We start from the raw sequence: 16747 nt of genomic DNA, 5'->3' as shown, positions 1-16747 counted from the left end.
AAAACATGGAAGCAAAATTTTTAAAGTTTTACTCTAGTAAGAAATTGTACAGCACAAAAACTCAGCATTTTGAGACGTTGAGATTGTAAAAGTTTTACTCTAGTAAGAAATTGTACAGCACAAAAACAAAATAGGGACAAAGTCCCTTTATTTTTTAGTTTTACTCTAGTAAGAAATTGTACAGCACAAAAACAAGAAGTCTATAAACAAGAAAGAAGTTGAGGTTTTACTCTAGTAAGAAATTGTACAGCACAAAAACAATAGCGAGCGTTATTTAAAATTTAAAGAGGTTTTACTCTAGTAAGAAATTGTACAGCACAAAAACAATATTCAGGTGCAAGATGTTCGCTTTTTAGTTTTACTCTAGTAAGAAATTGTACAGCACAAAAACCAACAGTTCGCCAACAGAATTAAATAAATTGTTTTACTCTAGTAAGAAATTGTACAGCACAAAAACATCGGAGTTTTGAAGATATCTCAAAACTAGGTTTTACTCTAGTAAGAAATTGTACAGCACAAAAACGTACAATGGGTAGGAGGCAAACACCAACTCGTTTTACTCTAGTAAGAAATTGTACAGCACAAAAACTTAATAAATGCTTATAAATATATAAAAGAGGTTTTACTCTAGTAAGAAATTGTACAGCACAAAAACCAATATCAGTGTAAGACAATTTAGTATTTTGTTTTACTCTAGTAAGAAATTGTACAGCACAAAAACTTTAACTCGAACATTTAATAAAAAAGAATTGTTTTACTCTAGTAAGAAATTGTACAGCACAAAAACACTGTCTGCCGCCTTTGCCAGGGTTCTGCAGTTTTACTCTAGTAAGAAATTGTACAGCACAAAAACAAGTAGAAAGGAGGTCTTCAATCTCAAAATGTTTTACTCTAGTAAGAAATTGTACAGCACAAAAACCTCATTTCCAAGAAAAAAAGGTATTTTTTTAATTTTTAAACTAAAAAAATCAATTATAAAAGGGTTTTTAGTTTAAAAAACTTGTTTTTATTTTGTAAAAATGCATTTTTGCTGCCATTTTCTCTTCTTCAGAAGTGTATATTAGCTCATCTTCATTAACAGGACGATTTTTGAGATTTTCAAAATAACGTATAATCGGCAAATTATCAATTACATCAATTACAGTTTTCTGTGAATAAAAAGCAACTAATTCAAGTTCACTAAATTTGGAAATATATTTTGTAAAATCATTTGTCAAAATTAGGAAAGTTACATTATTATATTTAAACAGTTTTTCAAATTTTATATAATCAAGATCTTTCAGAATTACAATTGTCTGTTTCATTGTACTAAAAATAATTTCGGCTAGATTCTCAAAGTTTTCTTCATTTATTAATATATCATTTTCGATGTTAAAAATTGCTTTAATTAGTTTTACATTATCAATTTCATAATTTAAAAATTCAAATCCTAGTTTTTGATTGATTTTGTCAACAATTCCATCGATTTTTTCATTCCGAAAAAAGATACTTTCGCTTCAATATTCATCATTAATTATGGAATCTCCAAGTCAGTTTTTAGCGCTTAAACTTAAAAATTCTGAAAATTTTGTCAAATTAGTGATTAAAACTGAATCTTTTAGCGATATTTTTCTTGACATAAGTTCAAATGCCTTTGATTCACTTTCATATTCATAATTAAAAAGATGACTCAAAAATAGATCTGTATTTTCAGTTTCAATGATTTTTACGTTAGTTTTAAGTTGGACTGTGTTGTTAAGGTTATTAAAAAATTTTAGCATTATAGTTTGATATAATCCTCCTCTAGGTTATAGATTTCATTTTTAGACTTTGTGCCATTAAGAATTTCGATGTTTTGATATTGTTTTTCTGTTAACATCGCAATTCTAATATTTGAATTTTTGGGAATAATTCTTAAAAGCTTCTTTTTCTCACTATTATATTGAAGATGAGTTGGAATTATTTTTGAATAAATCGAGTATTGAAGCCTGACATAGCCAAGTTTATAAAGTTCCTTAATGAATTTGTTATAAAGTTTATTATCATCTTCATTAATATAATAAATGTCATACATTAATAAAATACGCATCTCTCTAGTATTAACTTTGATCACTTTCTGTAGTAATTTCCTTATAATTTTCTTTTAAATTAAGAATGTCCATAATTTCAAATTCCATATATTTGCTAAATTTAATATGTTTGCCTTTATATTCAATATGATTGCTAAAAGATTTAAAAAGTGCTTCTTTAAAATCTTGAAAATTAAGAAATTCAGCATTGATATGATTATAAACAATCTGGTCAACCCAATAGCGATAGGGTTCCATTAAATCACAAGCAAGCGGAAAATTGTTATTAAAACTTTTATGGTAAATTCCGAGCCGATTGTCAAGTCCTTTGCCACAAATAATCCGGGCAACATAACTAAGTAAGACAATATAACCGTAATTTAATAGAATGTTAATATTGTCATCACCGTTTTGGTCACGAATAAAACCTTTGCCAAACAAAAGTTTAAAATATAACTTTGCCGCATGGCCTTCGCGATTGTTAGTATCATAAGGTTGAACATCGTGGAAATAGTCTCACATTTTTGCTTCATCTTCTGAATTAATTTTCTGAATTGACTTTAAAACACTTATGGATCTTTGAATTTTTAGTTTAATTATTTCTTGTCAAGTTTTAGTTTTATACGGAATATCTCATTTTATTTGCTCTTGAAAAATCTTATTATTATAGTAGCCACTGTAAGGGATGATTAATGATTGCGGTAAATGATTTTTGCAAATAATAATGTTTACCTTTTTTTCAACAAGTTCATTGATGACTGGAATTGATATAGTTGCTCTGTCGTTTTCAAAAATTAAGACATCGACTGTATCAATGGGGAAAACAAATTTTTCACTGTCTTTTTTGATAACAATGTTGTTTAGAAAAAGATAAACGTATTCTGATTCGCTAATTTCAATGATTTTTTTCATAGTAATGCTCGTTTTTTTACAGGAATAAAAAAAATAAAAAAAAATAAATAAAAAAATAAAAAATGGTGTATAATTAGTTTTGCATACATAAGTATGCGCATTAAATTTTACTCTAGTAAGAAATTGTCGCACAAAAATAAGACGCATTATGCTGTCGAATTTCCCCACCTAGTGGGGTTTTTTTATTTTTTTAATAAAGGTTAATGCTTAAATTTTTGGTAAAATTTAATAAATGGCGAATTATAGTTATTTAATAATCAACAATAAAAAATGCAAAAATTAATATTTTGAGCAGAAAGGTTAAAAATATGCATAATAAAAAAAATATTACTATTGGCTTTGACCTCGGGATTGCATCTATTGGATGAGCAATTATTGATAGTACCACAAGCAAAATACTTGATTGAGGTACACGAACTTTTGAAGAAAGAAAAACCGCCAATGAAAGACGTGCTTTTCGTTCAACTAGAAGGAATATTCGTCGAAAAGCATACCGAAATCAAAGATTTATTAACCTAATATTAAAATATAAAGATTTATTTGAACTTAAAAATATTAGTGATATTCAACGCGCTAATAAAAAAGATACGGAAAATTACGAAAAAATAATTTCATTTTTCACAGAAATATATAAAAAATGTGCGGCAAAACATTCAAATATTTTAGAAGTAAAAGTTAAAGCTCTTGATTCTAAGATTGAAAAATTAGATTTAATCTGAATATTACATGATTACCTTGAAAATCGTGGCTTTTTTTATGATTTAGAAGAAGAAAATGTTGCTGATAAGTATGAAGGAATAGAACATCCTAGCATTTTATTGTATGATTTTTTCAAAAAAAATGGCTTTTTTAAATCAAACAGTTCTATTCCAAAAGATTTGGGTGGTTATAGTTTTTCTAACTTGCAATGAGTTAATGAAATTAAAAAACTTTTTGAAGTTCAAGAAATTAATCCAGAATTTAGCGAAAAATTTTTAAATCTTTTTACTTCGGTTAGAGATTATGCAAAAGGTCCAGGATCTGAACACAGTGCTAGTGAATATGGTATTTTTCAAAAAGATGAAAAGGGAAAAGTTTTTAAAAAATACGATAATATTTGAGATAAAACTATAGGAAAATGCTCATTTTTTGTCGAAGAAAATAGATCTCCAGTTAATTACCCATCTTATGAAATTTTCAACCTGTTAAACCAATTAATTAATTTAAGTACCGATTTAAAAACTACAAATAAAAAAATATGACAATTAAGTTCTAATGATAGAAACGAACTTCTTGATGAATTATTAAAAGTAAAAGAAAAAGCAAAAATTATATCAATTTCACTCAAAAAAAATGAAATTAAAAAAATAATTCTTAAGGATTTTGGGTTTGAAAAATCAGACATTGATGATCAAGATACAATTGAAGGTAGAAAAATAATCAAAGAAGAGCCAACTACAAAATTGGAAGTAACAAAACATTTATTGGCAACAATTTATTCCCATTCTTCTGATTCTAACTGAATAAATATTAATAATATATTGGAATTTTTGCCATATTTAGATGCAATTTGCATAATTCTTGACCGGGAAAAAAGTCGTGGTCAAGACGAAGTTTTAAAAAAATTAACTGAGAAAAATATTTTTGAAGTATTAAAGATTGATAGGGAAAAACAGCTAGATTTTGTTAAATCCATTTTTAGTAATACAAAATTTAATTTTAAGAAAATTGGTAATTTTTCACTTAAAGCAATAAGAGAATTTTTGCCAAAAATGTTTGAACAAAATAAGAACTCAGAATATTTGAAGTGAAAAGATGAAGAAATAAGAAGAAAATGGGAAGAGCAAAAATCTAAACTAGGAAAAACTGATAAAAAAACCAAATATTTAAATCCGAGAATTTTTCAAGATGAAATTATTTCGCCTGGAACAAAAAACACATTCGAACAAGCAGTTTTAGTTTTAAACCAAATTATCAAAAAATATTCAAAAGAAAATATAATTGATGCAATTATCATCGAGAGTCCACGTGAAAAAAATGATAAAAAAACAATCGAAGAAATAAAAAAGAGAAATAAGAAGGGTAAAGGCAAAACTCTTGAAAAATTATTTCAAATTTTGAATTTAGAAAATAAAGGTTATAAACTTTCCGATTTAGAAACAAAGCCTGCTAAACTTCTGGATAGATTAAGATTTTACCACCAACAAGATGGCATAGATCTTTATACATTGGACAAAATTAACATAGATCAATTGATTAATGGCAGCCAAAAATATGAAATTGAACATATAATCCCATATTCAATGTCTTATGACAATTCGCAAGCAAACAAAATATTAACTGAAAAAGCAGAAAACCTAAAAAAAGGAAAATTAATTGCTAGCGAATATATAAAAAGAAATGGTGATGAATTTTATAACAAATACTATGAAAAAGCAAAAGAATTATTCATTAACAAGTATAAAAAAAATAAAAAATTAGATTCTTATGTCGATTTGGACGAAGATTCTGCAAAAAATAGATTTCGATTTTTAACACTACAAGATTACGATGAATTTCAAGTTGAATTTTTAGCCAGAAACTTGAATGACACAAGGTATTCAACAAAATTATTCTATCACGCGCTTGTAGAGCATTTTGAAAATAATGAGTTTTTCACATATATTGATGAAAATTCTAGCAAGCACAAAGTAAAAATATCAACAATTAAAGGTCATGTTACCAAATATTTTAGAGCAAAACCTGTGCAAAAAAACAACGGGCCAAATGAAAATCTTAACAACAATAAGCCAGAAAAAATTGAAAAAAATCGTGAAAATAACGAGCATCATGCTGTTGATGCGGCAATTGTTGCAATTATAGGTAACAAAAATCCTCAAATTGCCAATCTTTTAACACTTGCAGATAATAAAACTGATAAAAAATTTCTTCTTCATGACGAAAACTATAAGGAAAACATTGAAACTGGTGAGTTAGTTAAAATTCCAAAGTTTGAAGTTGATAAGCTAGCAAAAGTTGAAGATTTAAAGAAAATAATTCAAGAAAAATATGAAGAAGCAAAAAAGCATACCGCTATAAAATTTTCGCGTAAAACTCGCACTATTTTAAATGGAGGTCTGTCAGATGAGACGTTATATGGATTTAAATATGACGAAAAGGAAGATAAATACTTTAAAATTATTAAGAAAAAACTTGTTACAAGCAAAAATGAAGAATTAAAAAAATATTTCGAAAATCCTTTTGGCAAAAAAGCTGATGGAAAAAGTGAATATACAGTTTTAATGGCGCAGTCACATTTGTCGGAATTTAATAAATTAAAGGAAATTTTTGAAAAATATAATGGCTTTAGCAACAAAACTGGAAATGCTTTTGTTGAATATATGAATGATTTGGCGCTAAAAGAACCAACTTTAAAAGCTGAAATTGAATCAGCAAAATCAGTCGAAAAATTGCTATATTATAATTTCAAGCCCTCTGATCAGTTTACTTATCATGATAATATTAATAATAAAAGCTTTAAGCGCTTCTACAAAAACATTAGAATTATTGAGTACAAATCTATTCCGATAAAATTCAAAATTTTAAGCAAGCATGATGGCGGGAAGTCTTTCAAGGATACGCTATTTTCGCTTTATTCGCTGGTTTATAAAGTTTACGAAAACGGCAAGGAAAGCTATAAATCTATTCCAGTTACTTCACAAATGAGAAATTTTGGAATTGATGAATTTGATTTTCTTGATGAAAATTTGTACAATAAGGAAAAACTCGATATTTACAAATCTGATTTCGCAAAACCGATACCTGTTAATTGCAAGCCAGTTTTTGTACTTAAAAAAGGGTCAATTTTAAAGAAAAAAAGTTTAGATATAGACGATTTCAAAGAAACAAAAGAGACCGAAGAAGGAAATTATTATTTCATTTCAACAATATCCAAAAGATTTAACAGAGATACAGCGTATGGACTAAAGCCGCTTAAATTAAGTGTTGTTAAACCTGTTGCCGAACCGTCAACAAATCCAATTTTTAAAGAATATATTCCTATACATCTTGATGAATTAGGAAATGAATATCCTGTAAAAATAAAAGAGCACACTGATGATGAGAAGCTAATGTGTACAATTAAATAACTATTTTTCCCATTTTAATAGTAAAAGTTTATACAAAACACTAAATATTTAATATTCCCGTTTTTGCTTTTTTAGTTATTCTTTTGTTGTCTATTTTTGTAAATTTGCCTGAAATCTTGTCTAAAATGTAAAATTTTGGTTTTAAAACATTTAAATTCAGCAATTTTAATGTATTTTTTTTGTCTACAATTGTCAATTTCAATTGTTTATTTTAACTTGCCTTTTTAATGCGTCAAAAACTAATATACCAGTTTACCTTTATTTTATTAGTTTTCTATTTAGCACTTTGAATTTATCACAAAACCACTAATTTTGTATAACTTTGTACTCATTTTAGTCTTTTTATATTATAATTTAATATTTAGTATCATGTATGACCATAAATTAATAGAAAAAAAATGACAAAACTATTGGCAAAAAAATAACGTTTTTCAAACGAGTGAATCTTCAGATAAAAAAATCTATATTTTAGATATGTTTCCTTATCCTTCGGCGGCCGGACTCCATTTAGGGCATCCAATTGGATATACAGCATCAGATATAATTGCAAGATTTAAACGTCTTAATGGTTTTGATGTTCTTCACCCGATGGGTTGAGATGCTTTTGGTCTTCCGGCTGAACAATATGCAATTCAAACAGGCAACCACCCTGCTGAATTTACTAAAAAGAATATTGAAAATTTTAAAGAGCAAATAAATTCTTTTGGTTTTTCATATGATTGAAGCAAAGAAATTAACACAAGTGATCCAAAATTTTATGAACAAACCCAGTGAATTTTTAAACTTTTATATAAGGTCGGCCTGGCTGAAATTCGTCAGACACAAGTAAATTGATGCCCAAAATTAGGCACAGTTTTAGCAAATGAAGAAATAAGTCGTGACAAAGACGGAAATTTAGTAAGTGAACGGGGAAGTTTCCCTGTTGAAATTAAAAAAATGGATCAGTGGGTGCTAAAAATCACTGAATATGCCCAAAAATTGCTTGATGGTCTTGAGAGTATAAATTTCCCCGAATCACTAAAGTTGCTCCAACAAAAATGAATCGGCAAGTCTGACGGCGTTATTCTTAAGTTTTATCTTGAAAATAGTCAAGATTTTATTGAAATATTTACAACCAAAATTGAGACTATTTATGGTGTTAGTTTTTTAGCTATTTCGCCTTTGCATGATTTTGCAACAAATCTTGCAAAAAAAGATGCAAAAATTAGTGACTACATCGAAAAAAACAGTTTTTCTAGTCCCAAACTTCAAAGTCAAATTTCTGGTATATTTACTAATTTATACATGATTAACCCTTTAAATTCTAAAAAAATTCCGCTTTATATTGCAAATTATGTGCTAAATGACTACGGAACTTCGGCAATTATGGGAGTTCCAGCCCATAATTTAAATGATTTAGAATTTGCTAAAATTTTTGCAATTGACTATTCAGAAGTAATAAATGACAAAAAAATCCTGATAAATTCAGCAGAATTTAACAATTTTGATGTCCAAAGTGCTTCAAAATTAATCTTTGAAAAATTAGAAAAATTAGAGCTGGCAAAAAAAAGTATTTCTTATAAAATTAAGGACTGAGTTTTTTCAAGACAAAGATATTGAGGAGAGCCTTTTCCTGTTTATTTTGATCAAGATGGCAAAATCTATCTTGAAGAAAAAATTGTCGAACTGCCACATTTAGAAAAAATTGTTCCCTCAGGTGATGGTCAGTCTCCACTTGCTTTACAAAAAGATTGAGTTTTTTTTGAAAAAAGCGGCAAAATCTACCGCCGCGAAACTAACACAATGCCGCAATGAGCCGGAAGTTCATGGTATTATCTTGCTTTTATTTTAAAACAAAATGATGGCACATATTTAAAATTAGACTCAAAAGAAGCTTATAAAAAACTGCAAAAATGACTTCCAGTTGACATTTATATCGGTGGACAAGAACATGCAGTTGGACATTTACTTTATTCGCGTTTTTGACATAAAGTTTTATTTGAAGCTGGAATTGTTCCAAATTCTGAGCCTTTTGACAGAGTTATTCACCAAGGAATGTTACTTGGACCCGACGGACAAAAAATGTCTAAATCCAAAGGAAATATTATAAATCCTTATACAGTTTTAGACAAATATGGCGCTGATAGTGTTCGAATTTTTCTAATGTTTATGGGGCCAATTAATGAAAATCGCGCCTGGGATGAAAAAGGTGCAAATTCAATTTATGCTTGAATTCAAAGGGTTATTAGAATTATTTTAAAAGATTACAAAATTGATCCTGATCTCGAAAAAGATTCTGATTTTAGCTACTTTTATAATAATTTTGTCTTTGAAATTACTAATTTAGTCCAGGATTTTAAATTTAATGTGGCTATTTCGAAATTAATGGTCTATATTAATTTTTTAAGTAAACTTGAAACAATACCGTCAAAAAAATATCTTGTTGATTTTTTAGTAATTCTATCGATTTTTGCCCCTCATATTTCAGAGGAATTATTAGAAAAATTAGAGCAAAAACCTCTTCATTTTCACGCCTGGCCCCAGTTTAACAAAGCCAAAATTGTAAAAAATACTTATAATTTACCTGTTTCAATAAACGGTAAAACCAAGGCAATTCTCGAATTAAATGACGACCAAGGCGAAGATGAAATTATTGAAATTGCAAAAAAACACTATAAAATACAGCATTTTTTAGAAAATCAGTCAATACTTAAGACAATTTTTGTACCTAAAAAAATTTTAAATTTCATTGTAAAAAAATAAGCACTCATGAAAAAATTTCTTTTCCCCTTTTCAATTTCATTTATAAGTTTTTTACTTGAAATTACGACTTTATTGTTAAAAGTTATTTTTAATGACGACTTTGATTTTTACCTTTTTTTCACGTTAGCTGTCGGAATTTTCATAATTTTTATTATCTCGCTAATAGTTGGAATTGTTGTTTTTTACCAATTTGTAATTAAGCAAAATCACTTTTATTACCAAAAATTTGACCTTATTAACGAGGAAAATAATATTGGAATTGTTAATTTATCATCAACATATAAAATTACAAAAGTTTCAAAATATGTTAAAGATTTATACCCAGAAAGACTAGTAAATCGTGATATTTTTTACCTTTTTCCCCAATATAAAAAGGTTGAAGATATTCCACCAAAATTTGAGATAAAAAGGGGAAATAACTGGTTTGAAATTAATTATAATAAATTTGCATATTGAATTTCTTATCGTGATATCACACTTTTTAAGTCAATTTCACAAGGTTATGAAAATAATTCGCTTGTTTTTGCAGAGGTTGAGGTCGATAATTTTGTCTCAACTAATTTTCGCAGTAGCGATCAAGATTATCCTAAAATCAAAATTTTTATTAATGATTTTTTTGAAAAACTGTCACAAAAATATAAATTTTTGTACAAAGAATATGCAGATGGCCGGATTATGTTAGTTTTACATTATGAAACATTTGTACTTTGACAAAAAAATCATTTTTACATTTTTCGTGATGAGAGCACTAAAATTGATGATACAACTGAAGTTTGATTTTCAGTAGGCTTTGGATTTGGCACAACAAATTTAGTGGAAGTAAAAAGACTAGCAAATGAGGCCTTAATTTTTTCAAAAACTCGTGGTGGAAATCAAGTTTCAATTTATCCTTATGGAAAAAGACCTTTTTCTTATGGTTCTTATAGTGAATCTTTGAGCCTCCATTCGCTTGTTAGACTTAGAAGAATTGCTCGTCTTTTAGTTGAAAAATTGGAAAAAATTGATAATATAATAATTTATGGACACATTAATTCTGACTTAGATTCATTTGGTTCTGGTTATGTTTTGGGTAATTTTTTAAAAAGATATGCTGAAGTTATTTATAAAAGAAAAATTAATTTTTATATCCAAAACCAGACTTTTGATACTACAACAACAAGATTTTTATCTCAGGCTGATTTTATCAAGAAAAATATTTTTATATCGCGTTCAGTTGCCTCAAAAATTACAATGGCTTCAAAAAATAATGATACTTGCCTTGCCATTTTAGTTGATGTTTCTGATGTTGAGCGAATTGAAAACAAAAAAGCGCTTGATCAAATTAATTTGGAAAATGTTTTTGTCTTTGACCATCACGGAATTAATTCCAAAATGCAAGGAATTTTGGAATTAATTCATGACTATATCGATGTCTCATCTTCATCAACATGTGAAATTATTACGCATTTAATTTTGCTAACAATTCACTCAGATATAAGCATTGATCAAGAATGGGCCCAAATTTTGCTTAACGGTTTATATGTTGACTCGGCCCAGTTTAAAAAAACCGCTAGTGCTTCAACTTTTGCGGCCGTTTCAGCCCTTGTTCGCTGAGGGGCAAAAACTGCAAAAACTGGTGAATTTCTCAAACTTAATGAAAATGAGTCAAAAATTATTAAAGAAATTCTTGAAAATGTCACCGAAGTTAAGCCAGGTTTTTTTCTTGCAAGTCTTGACCGGGAAATTGAAACTGATTTAGTCTCGATTGCTTGTGAGCAAATTTTGTTAGTTAAAAATCGTCAAGCTGCCTTTGTTGTGGCAAAATTACCGCAACAAAAAAATTATAAAATGTCAGCTCGAGGTGTTGAAAATGTTAATGTTCAATATATAGCAGAGCAAGTTGGTGGAGGCGGAAACGTAACTTCAGCAGCTGCTTATTCAACAGTTGAGACTTTTTCTGAATTTGTTGAAAATATTAAACTTGCAATTCAAAGGAGAGAATATGAAAGTAATTCTACTTAAAGATACAAAAGATGGTCGTGCAAACACTGTTGTTGAGGTTTCAGCTGGTTATGCTAGCAATTATTTGTTTAAAAATAATTTAGCAGAACCTTTTAATCCAAGAACTGAAAAACTTTTAAAAGAAAGGCTAAAAAAAATTGAAGCTGAAAAAGAAAACAAAAAAAATCAAGCAATTCAACTAAAGTCTCAAATTGAAAATACTGTTTTGTGATTTAAATTAAAAGGGACACTTGATTCAGTCCATGGGGCAATTTCGGCTAAAAAAATAAAAAAAGAACTTGAGACCAAAGATATTTTTATTGATAAGCACTTAATTCAAACTGCAGGAATTTCTAATTTTGGAACAAGTTATGTTACTATTAAATTAAGCCCTGAAATTAGTGCTACTTTAAAAATAAATGTTGTAAAAGATGAATAATTCGCGCTATACTTCCCCTGATATTGAGTCATTTATAATTTCTTTTTTGCTTTCAAATCCCAGAAAAATTATCAATTATATTGATGCAATTGACCCAAATGATTTTAGCGATCTAAGACTAGTTGAAATTGCCAAAGCAATTAAAACTGTTGTTGCTAGTGTTCCTGATCCTGAAGTTAATTTAATAATTGAAGAACTGCAAAAAAATCAAAAACTGGAAAAAATTGGCGGCAAGTCATTTATAATTTGACTTTATAATAATAATTTTTCTTTGCCTTCAGAAATTACTTCGCACTTACGCATTGTCAGCGAGAAAAAAACACTACGTCAGCTCAAAAAAATTATCGAAGAATCAAGTCATGAACTGGATTTTGGTAAAAAAACATCACTAGAAATTACAAGTCAAATTGTTGACAAAATTAATCTACTTACTTTAGATAGTGCCAAGCAGTCTTTTTATTCAATTTATGAAATTGCCCAAGAAATTTTTCAATTTATTACCGAACTTCGCACAAGTCAAAATGTTATTAAAGGAATTTCGACTGGTTATGATAATTTAGATGTTGTTACTTCTGGTTTTCAAAGGGGTGAACTTGTAATTTTAGCAGCTCGTCCGTCAGTTGGGAAAACAGCTTTTGCCCTTAATTTAGCTTGAAATGTTTGCAAAGGTGGAAAATCTGTTCTATTTTTTGCACTTGAAATGTCAAACACAGATTTAGGAACCAGACTTTTATCACTTGTCTCAGGAATTGAATCAAATAAATTCAAAACACCTAAAAATTTACGCCCTGAAGATTTAATAAAAATTGAAAAAGCAATCTCAAAACGACTAAAAGAGGCAAAATTGACTATAAATGATTCAGGTTCTATCAATATCGACGACATTTTCTGAGAGGTTCAAAAACGTTATCGCAACAATATCAAATATGATTTGATTATTTTTGACTATTTACAACTAATAAATTCAAGCGCAAATAATCAAAATTACAACCGTCAAGTCGAGGTTTCAATTATTTCCCGAAAATTAAAACAACTAGCTCGAGCAGTTAATACCCCAATTATTGCTCTGTCTCAACTTTCAAGAAATGTCGAACGAAGAGAAGATAAAACTCCTTTACTTTCAGATTTACGTGAATCTGGAGCTATTGAACAAGATGCTGACCTTGTTGCTTTTTTACACCGCGACAATTATTATAATAAAAAAGAAGATGATCAGTCTAATTTTGACAGTGGACCAAATACAAAATTAATTATCGCAAAACACAGAAATGGTCCAACTGGAACGCTATTTTTTAATTTTTTGCCTGAAATTGGTCAATTTGTTGCCGCCCTTGATTTTAATGTTTCAAATAAAAATAAAAATGAAATAAATTTAGGATTAGAGGACTAATGCCGGGTTATTTTATTGCTTTAGGGATTGTTTTATTATTTTTATTTTTGATTTCGGCCATTTTTTCAGCAAGTGAAACTGTTTTTACCGCCACAAGTCGGGCAAAAGTTGATGAAAATATTTCTGATTCTTTTTGAGGAAAAAAACAAATTCTTAAATATTATGATAATTATGAAAAAACTTTAACTATCATTTTAATTTGAAATAATATTGTCAATATCGGAATTTCTATCATAATTTCGGCACTTTTTTCTAATTTAGCAATTAATGAATCTCTACAAATTTTAATTTCAATAGCAGCAACAACTCCACCTTTAATAATTTTTGGTGAAATTTATCCTAAAATTTTTGGTCGAAAAAAACCCATTTTATTTTTAAAGTCTTTTTGGATTTTTATTAGTTTTTTTTACTACTTTTTACTTCCTTTAGCGGCTTTAATGACTAAATTTGTCAAAAAAATCAATGTAACAAATACTGAAAATGAACTAAAAAAAATAATTTTACAAGCTCACCAAGAAGATGTTCTTGAAAAAGATGAATCTGATTTGGCAATTAGAGCGCTTGAATTTGACTCTTTCAAAACCGCCAAACACTTTACCAAACTCGAGGATGTTGTCTTTGTAAAATATGAAGATAGTCTTGAATCCATAAAAGAAGTAATAATTGACTCAAATTTTTCTCGAATTCCTGTTTGAAAAGACGACAATTTTGTTGGAATTTTACTTTCAAAAGACATTTTACATCTTGATAAATTTGATATTAATGATCATATAATAAAAACTCCTCTTCTTCTTGCGACATCTTTAATTAAAACAAATTATGAGATTTTGAAAAAATCAAAATCTCATTTAGGGTTTGTAGTTGAGTCAAAAAAATCACAAAAAATTGTTGGAATTCTTACATTTGAAGATATACTTGAGTGTCTTTTGGGCCCAATTTATGATGAGTATGATTATCGCGATGACCTTGATTTTTATCAAATTAGTCCAAATCAGATCACAACAAAAGCTGATACTAGTATTTTGACAATCAACAAAATTTTAGCGGTTGATCTTCCTGTTAATTTTAAAAATTTAAATCAGTGACTTTTATCCCAAAGTTCGAAAAAAAAGCTGGTTTTAGGGGCAAAATTCTATTTTCAAGGGCCAACATATCAACTTGAATTTGAAATTATTGACAAAAGTGCAAATACAATTGAGCTAAAAATAACCAAAAATGAATTCCAACAAAAAAGCTAAGTTTCGCGAACTAAAAATTGATTTAAATGGTCAAAAATATCCTATTTTTGTTGAATTCAGGCCTAAAAGTTCGCGTTTAATAGTTAAATTAGTTGATGACTATATTCTTGTTCAAACCGGACTTGTTTTAAGCGATGAAGTTTTAATTAGAAGCGTCAGAAATTCAAAATATTTTAATAAAATTATAAAAATTTTGCCACTAAGGCAAGTATTACACTTTTCTGAATCTTTTTTTTACCTTTTTGGTAAAAAAAACTATTTTAGCTTAATAAAAACAAAAAACAAACTCTATTTGCAAAGTCAGTTTGCTATTTTTTCCTTAGGTCGGCCGAAAAATATTGAGGCTAAAATTGAAAAACTGTTAATGAAATATTTTGAAGACTACCTAATACAGCGAACAAATTTTTGAACCAAAACTTTAGAAGTCCCTGATTATATAGTCAAACTATCACGAAAAAACACATCATGAGGCACCAATTATTATCGCCAAAAAATTCATTATAGCAAATATTTATTTGCATTTTCAAAGGAAATTATCGATTATGTAATTGTTCATGAGGTAGTTCACCATTTTTTTCGCAATCACGGCAAGCTTTTTTGGGAAAAAATTGGTAAAATTATACCTAATTACACTGATTTAGTTAAAAAATTAACGAATTATGAGCTCAACTAAAAGTAATTTGAATGTTTATCTTTGCGGTCCTACGGTTTATAATCACGTTCATATCGGCAATTTAAGGTCGGTAATTGTGTTTGATTTTTTAGTTTCAGTATGAAAATATTTTGGCAAAAAAGTTAATTTTGTCCAAAATATAACTGATATTGATGACAAAATTATCGAAAAAGCTATGGAATTAGGGCTAACTGAAGCTGAACTAAGTCAAAAATACATTTTTGAATATTTTAGTGTTCTTGAAACATTTAACATTAAAAAACCAGACAAAATAATAAAAGTAACGCAAATTCTTGACAAAATTATCGACTATATTGTCGAGTTAAAAGATAAAAATTTTACCTATTTTAATCAAAACGGTGACCTTGTTTTTGAGGCAAGTAAAATTGCAAATTACGGTGTAATTTCACAACAAAAAGTCCACAATTTGTATCAAAAAGATCGTCAAACTAAGTCTGTAAACGATTTTGTTTTGTGAAAAAAAACAAAAAAAGGCGTACTTTTTGACTCGCCTTTTGGCCTAGGTAGACCTGGGTGACACACTGAGTGCTCGGCAATTATTTATAATCATTTTGAGAAAAATTCAGTGGATATTCACGGAGGTGGTGTTGATTTGATTTTTCCGCATCATGAAAATGAAAATGCCCAACATTTTGCTTTAACAAATGAACCAATTTCAAAAAAATGAATTCGTGTTGGTTTTGTAAACTTTAATGGTAAAAAAATGTCTAAATCAATAGGAAATATAATTTTTGCAAAAGAATTTGCCAAAAAATATGATCCAGATGTTCTTCGCAGCATTTTTTTGTCAATAAATCCTAGTGTCCCGATTAATTTAACAGATGAATTAATCCAAAATCACCAAAAATTAATAACAAAATACAAAAAAATTTATTTTGATTGAATTCTTGATCCTAAAGAAATTGAAAAAAGCGCTGTTGAGCAAATTTTATTACTTATTGATGAACAAAAATTTTCTAATGCTATTTTTTTAATCTCTAATTTAGCAAAACAAAAAAAGAATTCAGAAATTGTTTTTATATTCAAATTACTAAGATTTAGCTTTACAAAAAAAGAAATTAACTCTGAAGATCAAGAAAATATTCAAATCTGAAAAAAACTTCTTGAACAAAAAAAATATGAAGAAGCTGATAAATATCGCGAAAAATTATGAAAAAGGTTCATTTTTTCATAATTTTTTCCACGTTTCATACGAAAG

Annotated in this window: 11 protein-coding genes and 1 CRISPR repeat array; of the genes, 8 read left to right on the top strand and 3 right to left on the bottom strand. The window is 28.1% G+C overall.

All coding sequences use genetic code 4. The features are described from left to right. Nucleotides 1-25 precede the first annotated feature (25 nt). Nucleotides 26-919: a CRISPR direct-repeat array (repeat unit 36 nt; unit sequence GTTTTACTCTAGTAAGAAATTGTACAGCACAAAAAC). 67 nt (nucleotides 920-986) lie between these two features. Genes MOSC01_RS0100775 through cas1 form a run of 3 tightly spaced genes read right to left on the bottom strand, consistent with a single transcriptional unit; the run spans nucleotide 987 to nucleotide 2960 of the window. Beyond that, nucleotides 987-1760: a hypothetical protein gene (locus MOSC01_RS0100775; RefSeq protein WP_010320925.1), complete on the bottom strand. Its 774-nt coding sequence runs from the start codon at nucleotides 1758-1760 to the stop codon at nucleotides 987-989. Beyond that, nucleotides 1760-2092, bottom strand: a complete 333-nt coding sequence (gene cas2, locus MOSC01_RS0100770) for a CRISPR-associated endonuclease Cas2 (protein ID WP_010320924.1) — start codon at nucleotides 2090-2092, stop codon at nucleotides 1760-1762. The genes MOSC01_RS0100775 and cas2 overlap by 1 nt, the downstream gene beginning before the upstream one ends. Further along, nucleotides 2079-2960, bottom strand: coding sequence for a type II CRISPR-associated endonuclease Cas1 (cas1, locus tag MOSC01_RS0100765; RefSeq protein WP_010320923.1), 882 nt, complete (start codon nucleotides 2958-2960; stop codon nucleotides 2079-2081). Before cas1 ends, cas2 begins: the two co-directional genes overlap by 14 nt. Nucleotides 2961-3268: 308 nt before the next feature. On the opposite strand from cas1, the gene cas9 reads away from it, so the two are divergent. From cas9 to cysS, 8 genes are all read left to right on the top strand, one after another. Beyond that, nucleotides 3269-7066, top strand: coding sequence for a type II CRISPR RNA-guided endonuclease Cas9 (gene cas9 / locus MOSC01_RS0100760; protein ID WP_010320922.1), 3798 nt, complete (start codon nucleotides 3269-3271; stop codon nucleotides 7064-7066). Between the two features lie 369 nt (nucleotides 7067-7435). Next, the gene (gene leuS, locus MOSC01_RS0100750; RefSeq protein WP_010320921.1) at nucleotides 7436-9808 is read left to right on the top strand and encodes a leucine--tRNA ligase; all 2373 of its coding nucleotides are present in this window, start codon (nucleotides 7436-7438) and stop codon (nucleotides 9806-9808) included. A gap of 6 nt (nucleotides 9809-9814) precedes the next feature. After that, nucleotides 9815-11809 carry a DHH family phosphoesterase gene (locus MOSC01_RS0100745; RefSeq protein WP_010320920.1) on the top strand — a complete coding sequence of 665 codons (1995 nt, stop codon included), beginning with the start codon at nucleotides 9815-9817 and terminating at the stop codon, nucleotides 11807-11809. After that, on the top strand, nucleotides 11790-12227 hold the full coding sequence (rplI, locus tag MOSC01_RS0100740) for a 50S ribosomal protein L9 (protein WP_010320919.1): 438 nt from the start codon (nucleotides 11790-11792) through the stop codon (nucleotides 12225-12227). Before MOSC01_RS0100745 ends, rplI begins: the two co-directional genes overlap by 20 nt. After that, nucleotides 12220-13617, top strand: coding sequence for a replicative DNA helicase (dnaB, locus tag MOSC01_RS0100735; RefSeq protein WP_010320918.1), 1398 nt, complete (start codon nucleotides 12220-12222; stop codon nucleotides 13615-13617). Before rplI ends, dnaB begins: the two co-directional genes overlap by 8 nt. Continuing rightward, nucleotides 13617-14855 (top strand): CNNM domain-containing protein, encoded by a 1239-nt coding sequence (locus tag MOSC01_RS0100730; protein ID WP_010320917.1) that lies wholly within the window; start codon nucleotides 13617-13619, stop codon nucleotides 14853-14855. The genes dnaB and MOSC01_RS0100730 overlap by 1 nt, the downstream gene beginning before the upstream one ends. Next, nucleotides 14833-15528, top strand: a complete 696-nt coding sequence (locus tag MOSC01_RS0100725; RefSeq protein ID WP_010320916.1) for a YgjP-like metallopeptidase domain-containing protein — start codon at nucleotides 14833-14835, stop codon at nucleotides 15526-15528. Before MOSC01_RS0100730 ends, MOSC01_RS0100725 begins: the two co-directional genes overlap by 23 nt. Further along, the gene (cysS, locus tag MOSC01_RS0100720; RefSeq protein WP_029513065.1) at nucleotides 15515-16723 is read left to right on the top strand and encodes a cysteine--tRNA ligase; all 1209 of its coding nucleotides are present in this window, start codon (nucleotides 15515-15517) and stop codon (nucleotides 16721-16723) included. The genes MOSC01_RS0100725 and cysS overlap by 14 nt, the downstream gene beginning before the upstream one ends. The last annotated feature ends 24 nt before the right edge of the window (nucleotides 16724-16747 follow it).

It is taken from the genome of Mesomycoplasma ovipneumoniae SC01, from assembly GCF_000218525.1.
Classification (GTDB): Bacteria; Bacillota_I; Bacilli_A; order Mycoplasmatales; family Metamycoplasmataceae; genus Mesomycoplasma; species Mesomycoplasma ovipneumoniae_A.
This window is presented reverse-complemented; position numbering and strand designations above follow the sequence as displayed.